Raw genomic sequence first — 11,743 nt, 5'->3', positions numbered from 1 at the left:
TGTCTGTTCATGCTATTTCAATGGAGATGGCTTCACCCCCTGCGGGATGGGGCAGCGGTACGGCTGTTCGGCGCGCCGGCGCTCAAACTCGCTGCGGCAGCGCGCCAGCAGGGCGCTGTCGCTCAGCAGATCGACGGCGGTCGCCGCCATCACCTTGCCGGCCAGGCACATGCCCTTATGGGCGATAGCGGTGCGGCCCTGCGCCACCAGTTGCCAGGTGTGCAGCGGAGTGCCGAGTGCGAAACAGGGGCTAAAGCATTGGGCGGTCGGCGCCACCCAGCTCACGTCGCCAACGTCGGTAGAGCCGTACAGCAGATCGTCGGATTCCACATAAGGAGCGACCTCGTCCATCAGCACCTTATCTCCCAGCAGTTGCACCCACTCGCGCCCGGCTGCACCGCCGGTGCGGGCAATGTTGAGTTTGGCGTTGCGCAGATCGTCGCGGCTCAGCGTCTGGCGGATTTCCTCGGCGAAGCGGCGTTCGGCGTCGCTGTACTCGGGCAGACCGAAATCACACAGGTTTTGATACATCGCGCGTTCAAGACTGCGGTTTGGCACATAGTTGGAGCAGGCCTTGTCGAAGCGCACTTCCATCTGGGTGTCAGTCATCAGCGCTGCGCCCTTGGCGATGTTAATCACCCGTTGGTAAATGTCCTGCGCCTGGTCGAGCTGCGGTGCGCGGATCAGGTACAACACCTCGGCGTCGGCCTGCACCACGTTGGGGGAGCTGCCGCCGGTGTGGGTGAGCGCATAGTGCAGCCGCGCTTCTTGCACGATATGTTCGCGCAGGAAGTTGGCGCCGGTATTCATCAGCGTCACCGCGTCCAGCGCGCTGCGCCCCAGGTGCGGCGAGTTGGCGGCATGGGCGGCGACGCCCTTGAAGTGAAACGCCGCCTGAATGTTGGCCAGCGTACTGGTGTTGAACATGCCGCTGAAGCCTTCCGGGTGCCAGGTGAGGGCGGCGTCGACGTCGTCGAACAGGCCTTCGCGCACCATAAAGGTTTTGCCGGAGCCGCCCTCTTCACCCGGGCAGCCGTAGAAGCGCAGGGTGCCGGTCAGCCGGTTCTGCTGCATCCACGCCTTGGCGGCGAAGGCGCCCGCCAGCGCCGCGGTGCCCAGCAGATTGTGGCCGCAGCCATGGCCGTTGCCGTTTTCCACCAGCGGCTGCGGCGTGGCGCAACCGGACCGCTGGCTCAGCCCGGCCAGCGCGTCGTACTCGCCCAGCAGCGCGATAACCGGGTGACCGCTGCCGTAGCTGGCGATAAACGCCGTCTCGATGTCGCCCACGCCGCGCTCGACCGAGAAGCCTTCCTGTTCCAGCGCATCGGCCAGCAACGTGGCGGAATAGGTCTCGTTAAAGCGCGTTTCCGGATGGTCCCAAATCGCGTCGCTCAGCGTGCTGAAGCGGGACTGGCGTTGGTCAATGTAGTCGTCGATAAAAGCCTGCAGTTCTGAGTTGCTCATGCTCCGCTCCCGAATGTCGGCAGGTTCAGTGCCAGCGACGCCAGCGTTTTCACCGCCACCGCCATCACCTGTTCGTTGAAGTCGAATTTCTCGTTATGGTGTCCGGCGCTCAGCTCGGTACCGAAAATGACATATGAGGCCTGGCCGCCGCGGGATTTCACCCGTTCCATCATGTAGGTGGCGTCTTCCGAACCCGCAGCCTGTTCGCGGCGATCGACCACCGAGGTCAGCTCGGTTATCTGCTGTGCCTGGCGACGGATGTAATCCACCCACGGTTGGGTCGGTTTGCTGCTCTGCGCCGCGCCCATCAGCGCGATGTCGCAGGCGACGCCGTGCATTTTGGCTGCGCCTTCGATGGCGTTCAGCGCCTGTTGATAGACGAACGCGTTGATCTCATTGGTGGCGCCGCGCGTCTCCACCTTCATAAACGCCCGATCGGCGATCACGTTACGGCCGGTGCCGGCCTGCAGCACGCCGACATTGATGCGCGAGCTGCCTTCGCTGTGGCGCGGGATGGCGTAAAGCCCCAGCGCAGCCTGCGCCGCTGCCAGCAGCGCGTTGCGACCGTCTTCCGGCTTGGCGCCGGCGTGGGAGGCGACGCCGCGAAAGGTAACGTCCAGCTTGCTGGTGGCCATAAAGCTGTCGCTGCCGCACACCAGCTCGCCGGCCGGCACGCCGGTGCCGATATGCACCGCGGTGAAGAAATCGACGTCGTCCACCACGCCGGCCTCCACCATCGATTTTGCGCCGCGCGTGCCTTCTTCCGCCGGCTGGAAGATCAGTTTGACGGTGCCGCTAAGCTGGGACTCCAGGCTTTTGAACACGTGCGCCAGCCCCAGGCCGATGGTGGTATGGCCGTCATGACCGCATGCATGCATCATGCCGCTGTTGCAAGAGGCGAACCCTTCACGGAACGGCAGGTGCTCGGGTTCCAGCAATTCGTTGAGATCGAGGGCGTCCATATCCACGCGGTAGGCGATAATCGGGCCGGGGCGGCCGGTATCGAGCGTTGCGACGATGCCGGCGAAGCCGCCGGAAAAGTGCGGCAACCATTTTTCCAACGCGCCCTGATTGCGGGCGCGCAGTTCCTGCGCCTCCAGCTCATCGGACGAGGGCAGTCCCATGCGCGCCTCTGCCTTGATGACCTCGCGGCCCAGCTGCAAACGATAACCCAGCCGATCGAGTTCTTCCGCCACCAGGGTGGCGGTGCGGAACTCAAACCAGCCGGATTCGGCATAGCGGTGGAAGTCGCGGCGCCAGGCCTGCAATTGCGGGTACAGATCGGCCACCAACATCGAAAGCGAATTAGTCATAGTGATATCTCATAAGTTATCGCGCGCTGGATCGCTCCAGGCAGCAGTTATGCTCTGAACTGAAATCAGACGGTGAAGCTATTGCAAAGAAAAAGGTGCGTTTGGTTACTAACTGCCGTGAATGGCGCTTATTGGCGCAGAAAATGCGCTTAATTAAGCGAAATAAGAATTTGGTTATTTATTATGTTTTTTCCGAATGTACACAATGGAATCTGGCTAAATAAGATGCCAATATCTTGCTATTGATAAATAACGGTTATCGCCTTTCGCCTATGCCAGCCTCGATAAAATTGCACCAATTGCGTGCATTTGTGGACGTTAGCCGCCAGGGCAGCATCCGCGCCGCCAGCCGCACCTCTCGCCTTTCCCAGCCTGCACTGACCAAAGCCATTCAGGAGCTGGAAGAGGTGCTGGGCGCCAAGCTGTTTATTCGCCGCAGTCAGGGGGTGGTATTGACCGACTGCGGCGATAACTTTTTCCAGCATGCCAGCCTGATCCTCGAAGAGCTGCGGGTGGCGCAGGAAGACATTCAGCAGCGGCTGGGGTTGGCGGGCGGCACGGTGAATATCGGCGTTGGCGGCAGCATTGCGCGCACCGTGATGCCGCAGGTGGTCACCCAGTTTCACCGTGAGTATCCGAACGTGAAGGTGCGCATCGTCGAGGGGCAACTGGTGTCGATGATCCCAGAACTGCGCCAGGGCGAGCTGGATTTTACCGTCAATACCTATTACCCCAGCAGCCTCGACAACGAGCTGCAGTATGAACGGCTGATGGAAAAAGAGTATCGGGTGGTGGTGCGCAAAGGGCATCCGATGGAGGGGGCGACCTCGCTGAAACAGCTGCAGCACTGCGACTGGACCATGCCGACGCCGAAAGGCAGTTATTACCGGCTATTGCACGATCTGTTCGGGGACTTGGGCATGGCGCCGTCGATCAGCGTGACCTGTGAGACCTTTATGGCCTGTACCAGCCTGGTGGCGCAGAGCGATTTTGTCAGCATTCTGTCGGTGGACGTGATTTCGGATCCGATTCTGGGCAAGCATTTGGTGCCGCTTGAGCTGGAAGAGCGTCTGCCGAAAGCGACGTTTTATCTTATCCAACGCAAGGACACCACCTTGACGCCGATGGGCGCGCACCTGGCGCGCCTGTTTCGTCTTTATTGTCGGTGATACCGAAGCCCCATCGGGGCCTGGGTATCAGAAAGCGATCGACCCCTGCACGAAGAAGGTGCGCGGTTCGCCGACGTACTTGCCGAAGTTATTGTCGTTGGAGCGGGTGAAGTAGCGCTGATCGAACAGGTTTTTCACCCCGGCGCCCAGCGTCAGGTTCGACAGCTGCGGCCCGAAGTTATATTCCCCGCGCATATTCCACACCATGTAACCGGCGATGTTGCCGAACTGGCCATCGGCGCTTTCCTGCGTGATGTACTCCGGCCCGGTGCCCGGCGAATGCTGTTTCGACTGCGCATAACCGTCCAGATTCCATACCCAGCTGCCGGTGGCGTAACGCGTACCGACGGTATAGACCTGGCGCGAGTAGAACGGCAGATCTTTACCGGCGAAGTCGCCCTTGTCGGTGCTGGCCTTGGTGTAGGTATAGCTGGTGTAGACGCTGGCGCCGTCGAGCGCCCGATTCAGCTCACTGAGATCGTAGCTGAGCGCCAGCTCGATGCCTTTGTGCTTGGTGGCGCCCATGTTGGTCCAGCCCACGTCGTTGCTGATGTACTGCAGCTGGTTATCGAAGTCGATATAGAACAGCGTGGCCTCGGCCTTAACCACGGTGTCGTCGTAGCGGGTGCCGAACTCATAGGTGCGCGCTTTTTCCGCCGTCAGCCCCGGCGCCGGCTGGTTGCCGTTGCCGCCTTTGGTCAGTTGGAAATACTGCATGCTGCCGAACGAGGTGTTGGCGTTGGCGAACAGTTTCCAGGCGTCGGACAGGTGGTACATCACGTTCAATGACGGCAGCGGCTCGCTGTAGCTTTTCTCGCGGCTGATATTGTTGAACGAATCGTCCACGTGGGTGCGAATGCTTTCATAACGCAGGCCCGGCGTGACCGTCCAGTTGCCGACGTTAATGGTGTCGTCGATATAGAACGCGTTGGCTGCGGTGCCGCCAGAGGTGTGCTGGTAATAGTCCGGGGTCTCCGGCGTCGAGCCGATATTCGCCGGGTTATACCAGGCCGAACGAGACGCCTTTTCATCCATGGTTTCATTCAGGTAGCGGTAACCGAGGGTGATCTCGTGCGCCATATCCCAGAAACGGAAGACCTGCGAGTAACTTGGTTCGATCGCCCAGGTTGAATAGTGGCGCGGATAGGAGACCATGCGCCGCTGGCCCGCGTTTTTGCCGGTGCCTTCCGATTCGATGTTGCTGCCGCGGTAGCTGTCGGTGAAGTAGGTCAACACTTCGAACTGTTTGTCGTCTTCCTGGTGTTTGTACTTGAACGACATATCCTTGCGGCGGCCTTCGAACTGGTCCCACGGCCGCGTGGACTGGAACGGGTTCTGCGCGTATTGCGCGCTGCTCAGCCCGCCCGGCATGCCGGCTTTGGCGTCGTAGTAGTGGAAATTGGCCAACAGTTCGTCGCGATCGGTAAACGCATAACGCGTTTTCAGCATGAAATCGTCGATGTCGGTGTTGTCGTTGTTGTCGCGGTAGCCCTGGCCGTGCAGGCCGGAATAGAGCAGTTCGGCGCCGAGGCCGTTGTCTGCGGTGCCGCCCACGGAGGCGCTGGTCAGGGTCTTCAGGCCGCCGTGGCTGGCGCCCTGGGTTTGTACGCTGGCGGTGCCGCCAAACGTTTTGGGAATGTCTCGGGTAACGAAGTTGATCACGCCGCCGACGTTCTGCGGCCCGTAGCGCACCGCGCCGCCGCCGCGCACAACGTCCACCGATTGCAGATTACCGATAGACAGCGGAGCCATCGACAGCTGCGGCTGGCCGTAAGGCGCGACCGCCAGCGGGACGCCGTCCATCAGAATGGTGGAGCGTGGAGAAAGGCGCGAAGTCAGGCCGCGCACGCCGACGTTGAGCGAGATGTCGCTGCCGCCGGTGCCGTTGCTGTCGCGCACTTGCACGCCGGGTACGCCGCGCAGGCTATCGGCGATGGTTTGGTCGCCCTGTTCGTGCATTTGCTGCTGGGTGACGATGGAACGCGCGCCCGGATGGTTGAGCAGCACCGAACTGGTATCAGGGTTGTCCAGCCAGTTGCCGACGACGGTCACGGTGTCGGTATCGTTCTGAGATGAGTTATCAGTAGCAAGGACAGGGAATGCGACGGCGATGGAAGCCGTCAGCAGAGAAAGCCGAAAAAGAGGTGACATAATAATGCCTTAAGAGTTTCAGACCCGGATGTATTTTTTTAGAAAAGACAATCTTAATGATAATTATTGGCAAGTAAATAAAATTGTTACGGGATAGTTAAGTAGGCAACTAAATAATGACTGCGGGAAACAGGGCCCGGCTGGCGGGCCCTGGCGGGGGNTATTGTGGCGTAAGCCAGAAGACGCCGCTGTAATCCAGCGCGGTGAATTTCTGGTGCACCATTTCGATATCCGCTTGCGGATCAATATCTTTAAACAGCGCCGGGTGCAGGAATTTGGCGATCGCCTCAACCGCGATAAAGTTGAGCGGCGTGTCGTAAAATTGATGATAAATCGCCATCACGCGTTTTTCTTTCACCGCTTTCAGCACGTTAATGCCGGTGCGATCCAGCAGGTGCGCCAGTTTCTTTTGGCTGGTGGCCATATCGGTGGCGTAACCCAGCGGCACCGCCAGCGTGCCGCGATGGCCGCGGCTCCAGTCGGCGCCGGTCAGCAGATAGAAATCCGGGCTGCTGCTGATCACCTGTTCGACGTTCACTTCACCGCCCATGTCTGAAAACAGCGTGCTGCCGATATTGTTGCCGCCGGCGGTATCGATGAACTGCCCGAAACTGCCTTTGCCGAAGGTGTTGCAGCACTGTTCGCCTTTGATGCCGGCGCTGCGCTCGATGAAGACGCTGGGGCGCTGTTCTGGTTTCAGCGTGGCGACCCGCTGCCGCACCAGCTCGAGGCGCTGCTGATAGAGACGGATGAAGGCGTCGGCATTGGGCTGCTCGTCAAATACTTTACCCAACAGCGCCATGCTGGCGATGGTGTTGGTCAGCGGCTGTTGGCGAAAATCGATGATCAGCACCGGGATGCCGACTTTTTCCAGCTGGGTCAGCACGCCGCTGTCTTTCAATTTGCTCAGCAGGCCAATGTCGAAAATGATCAGATCCGGTTGACGCACCACCGCGCTTTCCACGCTGAAATCACTGGTGTAGGGGTTGTCGAAGGTGGGGATCTGCATGACCTGCGGGAATTTTTTCGCGTAGGCTTCAACCAGATCCGGCGCTTTGACCTTCAGCGAGTTGTCCCAGGCGATGATGTTTTTCAGCGGCTCCTGCGGATGCAGAATATTCAGCGCCAGCAACGCGCGGGCATCGGCCAGGATAACGCGTTTTGCCGGTTGCGGCAGGGTGACCTGGCGGCCGGCGACATCGGTGACGACGATCGGCGCGGCTTGAGCGGCGCCGGCCAACAGTAAAACGCAGGCGGCCAACCAGCGGCCGGCTTTGGCGATAAGAACAGCGGGCATGAAGATCCTTGGGTAATCGGTGAAGAACGAGAACGCAATGATAAGCGATATCCTTTCGATTTTTGAACTCCCACAGTGCCGATAGTTACTCATGGCCCATCAGCGGGTCGCTGACGCTGTGTTCGCCATCTTCCAGCCGCCCCGCCAGGCGACGCAGCCAGCCCCCGGCGCTTTGCAGCGTAATATCGTACCAACCGCCGCTGGCGCGTGCGTCAAACGCTTGCTGGTGGCTGCCGCCCGCAGGCAGCGTGATAGGCCACGGGCCTTGCTGCGTGTAAGGGCAGCGTTCGAGGGTGATCGCTATCGCTTCGGTGCCCGGGTTATTCAACTGCAGCAGCAGGTTGCGGCCCGTTGGGCGCAAACGCACCTCAGGCTGCGGCCGGCTCAGGGCGCCGCGCAGTTCACGATGAAAGCCGTTGGGGCCGAGCAGCCACAGATGGTACCCATTTTCCGCCCGCCAGTCGTCGCTGACCGCCTTGCCGGCCTCGACGGTATAGCGGCGCGGGATTTGCGTCAGGTCTCGCCGATCGTAGACGTGAAACACCGCTCCCTGCTCGCCGGTATTGAACAGGTTCAGCGTCACGCGGCGCTGCTCGGTCGCGACGCTGGCCTCGACGTGCAGCTGGTAGGGCAGAGCGCGGGAAGGGCGCGCCAGGCGGCGTTGGTGGGGTAAACGCTGGTGGGCGGGCGGCGGCAGCGGCACCTGCGGCAGCTGTTCCTGACGCTGGCGCAGGCCGTCGGCGGCGTGGCGGCTGGTGGCGGGCAGGCTCGGCAATGCTTCGCCGTTAGGATCGACAAAGTTGAACGCCGAAGTGAGATCGCCGCACACCGCGCGGCGCCAGGCGCTGATGTTGGGTTCATGCACCTGAAAGCGCTTTTCCAAAAATTGCAGCACCGAGGTGTGATCGAAAACCTGTGAATTGACCCAGCCGCCGCGGCTCCAGGGCGACAGCACCAGCATCGGCACCCGCGGGCCGGGGCCGTAGATGCGGCCGTCCGGCGGCGGTTGATCCTGCGAGCCGGGCGGCGCCACGTGCTGGAAGATCTCGGTGTCGAACGGTACGGTCGATTTACCGGCGAAGCTGCCGTCTTCGCGCAGCGACGGCGCGGAAGGCGAAGGCATATGGTCAAAAAAGCCGTCGTTTTCGTCGTAGTTGACCAGCAGGACGGTTTTACTCCACACCTCCGGGTTGTCGGTCAGCGCGTTGAGGATCTCTTGGGTGAACCAGCCGCCCTGCACCGGGCTGGAGGGATCGGGATGTTCCGAATAGGCCGCCGGCGCGATGATCCAACTGACCTGCGGCAGTTTGCCCTGCTGCACGTCGGCGCGGAATCCGGCCAGCATGGCGTCCAGGTCGTTGCCGTCGGCGGCCGGCAGGGTGTTGCCGTTGCCTTTGTAGAGCGGTGCGGCCTCGTTGAGCGCATCGCTATAAGGCACGAAAGCGTTGAAGTCTTTCGACGGCCGCGCCGGGTTGCCCACTTGAATGCTGGCGGCGCGGTATTGGCGAAAACCCGCCAGCGGGTTGTCGGTAAAGTTGTCCGGCAGGAATTGATACACCTTCCAGCTGACGCCGCTCGCCTCCAGCCGTTCCGGATAGGTTGTCCACTGGTAGCCGATGTCCGCCGGGCCGGGACTGTCCCATTCGTTGACCACTACCGCCACGTCGGCGGCGGACGGGCCGTTGGTGCCGGTCCAGTGGAACAGCCGGTTGGTGTTGGTGCCGGCGTGGATGGAGCAGTGATAGGCATCGCACAGGGTGAAAGCGTTGGCCAGCGCGAACTGGAACGGCAGCTCTTGCTGACGGTAGTAGCTCATCGAGGCCGGCGTTTTGTAGGTGGGCCAGGCGCTCATGCGGCCGTGATCCCAGGCGGCTTGCTCATCCACCCACGAGTGCGGCGTGCCGGTGACGCGCTGGGCGTTGCCGCGTTTGCTGTCCAGATGGTAGGGCAGCACCAGCCGTTCGGCGCCCTGTTGCTGCCAGACGAGGCGATCGCCGGGCAGTGGGATGGTAAAGCGATCGCTGAAGCCGCGCACGCCCGGCAGGGTGCCGAAGTAGTGATCGAAAGAGCGGTTTTCCTGCATCAGGATCACCACGTGTTCGACGTCGCGCAGGGTGCCGGTGCGGTTGTTGGCGGGAATGGCCAGCGCTTTGCGAATCGAGGCGGGCAACAGCGAGAATGCCGATCCGATGGCGGCAGCCCGCAGGATATCTCTGCGTGAAAGGTCAGGCATGCGTCGTTAATCTCCGTCAGTGTGCTTTGAAGATAGCCGCTGACGACGATAATGGCGAAAAATAACAGGGAGATGAAAGCGAGGGAAACAATGCTCCCTGGCGGGAGCATTGGGGGGTAACGCTTACTGCCTGATCAGGCGGCCGAGCGCCGGCGCCGTCTCGAAATCGCTGCGGAAGGGGTTGATGTCCAGGCCGCCGCGGCGGGTGTAACGCGCGAACACGCTGAGTTTTTCCGGGCGGCAGCTCTGCTTGATGTCGTTGAAAATGCGCTCGACGCACTGCTCGTGGAATTCGTTGTGCTGGCGGAAGGAGATCAGGTAGCGCAGCAGGCTTTCGCGATCGATTTGGCGGCCTTCATAGCGGATAACCACGCTGCCCCAGTCCGGCTGGTTAGTGACCAGGCAGTTGGATTTCAGCAGATTGGAAGACAGCGTCTCCGCCACGCGTTCCCCTTGATCGGCCGCGCCGCTCAGGTATTCCGGCTTGAAGGCGAAGTCGTCGATCGCGATATCCAGATCGTCGATGTTGATGCCCGGCAGGCGATCGATTTGCGCCGGGTAACCTTCCAGCCCCGGATAGAGTTTAACGGTGACCTGGCCGTTGGCCGCCTGCGACAGATCTTTTTGCATGGCGGCGCTCACCTGTTCCACGCTGTCGAAGCGCGTTTGGTTGAAACTGTTGAGATACAGCTTGAACGACTTGGATTCGATCAGGTTCGACGAGGAATGCGGGAAGGTAAATTCGCCGATGCCCACCACCGGCTTGCCCTTGGCGTTGAGCCAGGACAGCTCGAAGGCGGTCCAGAGATCAAAGCCGCTGAACGGCAGTTGCCGCTCGTCCACGCCGATCAAATCGCGGCCGCGCGCGCGCGGCAAGGCTTCGAGCAATGCGGGAGCATATTGATCCGGATAATCGGAGTTCGCGCCAAGATGGGTGATCTTATCTTGCTTTTGGATATGCATATTCATTGCCCTTTGCTTGTTCGGTATTGATGTAGCGGTTAAACAGACTGCGGGTGGCGTAGATCGGCCCGACGCCCAGCAGGGCGTAAACCACCTTGATCAGGAACTGCGACAGGATCATGGTCTTGATGATGTCCCAGCTCAGCACGTTGTAAAACGCCAGCGTACAGAACACCACGCTGTCGATGGCCGACGCCACTACGGTACTGGTGATCACGCGCACAAACAGGTAACGGGAGTTGGTCAACTCTTTGATTTTGCAAAGCAGATAGGAATTGACGTTCTCGGAAATCAGATAGGCCGCCGACGAGGCCACCAGCACCGCCATGATGCTGTGCACGATGCCGTTGTAGGTCTCGCTGTACTCCCACTGCGGAATGCTAGGCACCAGCGTTGTCACCCAGACTCCCAGAACGAAGGTCAGGTTGGCGATAAACGAGATGATGATGGTGCGCCGAGCCAACCGCAACCCATAGAATTCGTTAAGGATGTCCACCAGAATGAACGTGAGCGGGTAAATGAAGATCGCCGGCGGCGTGATGAGATTCAGCACCGGGATTTGGATCGGCTTGACGCCGCACAGCGTTGAGAAAATATAAATCACGCTGAGCGCCACGGTAATAATCAGATAGGCGTACCAGGAGCGTTCGTGGCGATCGCTGAGCTCGTAGGCGGTTTTTTGTTGGTTATCGCCATAGAGTTTGCGGTACAGCGCCTGCAGCTCGTGCCGGCTCAGATCTTCTGATATTTCGCTGTCGGCCAGCTCATTCAGCCCCATGGTAATGGTTTTGCCGGTGGCCAATACCATGACATTGGCCGCGATGGTGCCATGCCGGGTGAAGCCCAACAGCTTGAACTTCTGATTCGGTTCCATTTATAACCTTTCTCCAACGATGTAACCCAGGAATTGCACGGTGTCCTGAGGGCGTTTGTCCATGCTTTCGCTGTCTTTGTCGTCAACCACAAAGAAGCCGCTTTTTCCCGAGTGATACAGCAAAGGCGAATCGCAAATCAGTACCGGCGGGCGTTTGATGATGATGACCTCGCCGGGAATAAATGACCCTTTAATTTCGGTCTCTATTTTCATTGCCAACATGTTCGACTCATCGCCGAAGAAATAAGTCAAAGGGAACTCAGTGACCAGTTGCCCGAT

Annotated in this window: 8 protein-coding genes and 1 pseudogene; 1 reads left to right on the top strand and 8 read right to left on the bottom strand. The window is 60.2% G+C overall.

Going from position 1 to position 11,743, the window contains the following annotated elements:
• Positions 1–12: 12 nt before the first annotated feature.
• Together ADK28_RS22720 and ADK28_RS22715 are read right to left on the bottom strand one after the other, a co-directional pair.
• Positions 13–1,464, bottom strand: a complete 1,452-nt coding sequence (locus ADK28_RS22720) for a M20 family metallopeptidase (protein WP_048796752.1) — start codon at positions 1,462–1,464, stop codon at positions 13–15.
• Positions 1,461–2,777, bottom strand: a complete 1,317-nt coding sequence (locus tag ADK28_RS22715) for a M20 family metallo-hydrolase (RefSeq protein ID WP_048796751.1) — start codon at positions 2,775–2,777, stop codon at positions 1,461–1,463. Before ADK28_RS22715 ends, ADK28_RS22720 begins: the two co-directional genes overlap by 4 nt.
• A gap of 272 nt (positions 2,778–3,049) precedes the next feature.
• Here ADK28_RS22715 and ADK28_RS22710 point away from each other — a divergent pair, with 272 nt between their 5' ends.
• Positions 3,050–3,946 (top strand): LysR family transcriptional regulator, encoded by an 897-nt coding sequence (locus tag ADK28_RS22710; RefSeq protein WP_015379061.1) that lies wholly within the window; start codon positions 3,050–3,052, stop codon positions 3,944–3,946.
• Between the two features lie 27 nt (positions 3,947–3,973).
• Here ADK28_RS22710 and ADK28_RS22705 read toward each other — a convergent pair whose 3' ends face one another.
• The 6 genes and pseudogenes from ADK28_RS22705 to ADK28_RS22680 form a co-directional block, all read right to left on the bottom strand.
• Entirely contained in the window at positions 3,974–6,097 is a 2,124-nt protein-coding gene (locus ADK28_RS22705) for a TonB-dependent receptor family protein (RefSeq protein ID WP_033639383.1), read from the bottom strand.
• 109 nt (positions 6,098–6,206) lie between these two features.
• Complete coding sequence (locus ADK28_RS22700; protein WP_048796750.1) at positions 6,207–7,394, bottom strand: ABC transporter substrate-binding protein; 1,188 nt, start codon at positions 7,392–7,394, stop codon at positions 6,207–6,209.
• An 85-nt stretch (positions 7,395–7,479) separates the two neighbouring features.
• Positions 7,480–9,627 carry a phosphocholine-specific phospholipase C gene (locus tag ADK28_RS22695; RefSeq protein WP_048796749.1) on the bottom strand — a complete coding sequence of 716 codons (2,148 nt, stop codon included), beginning with the start codon at positions 9,625–9,627 and terminating at the stop codon, positions 7,480–7,482.
• A 123-nt stretch (positions 9,628–9,750) separates the two neighbouring features.
• Positions 9,751–10,590: an NADPH-dependent 7-cyano-7-deazaguanine reductase QueF gene (gene queF / locus ADK28_RS22690; protein ID WP_028127598.1), complete on the bottom strand. Its 840-nt coding sequence runs from the start codon at positions 10,588–10,590 to the stop codon at positions 9,751–9,753.
• On the bottom strand, positions 10,568–11,464 hold the full coding sequence (locus tag ADK28_RS22685; RefSeq protein WP_004937338.1) for a queuosine precursor transporter: 897 nt from the start codon (positions 11,462–11,464) through the stop codon (positions 10,568–10,570). The genes queF and ADK28_RS22685 overlap by 23 nt, the downstream gene beginning before the upstream one ends.
• Positions 11,465–11,743 (bottom strand): annotated as a pseudogene (locus ADK28_RS22680) (XRE family transcriptional regulator); the annotation flags it as partial. It lies immediately after the preceding gene.

The organism is Serratia sp. 506_PEND (assembly GCF_001076875.1).
In the GTDB taxonomy this organism is placed as follows: Bacteria; Pseudomonadota; Gammaproteobacteria; order Enterobacterales; family Enterobacteriaceae; genus Serratia; species Serratia marcescens.
This window is presented reverse-complemented; position numbering and strand designations above follow the sequence as displayed.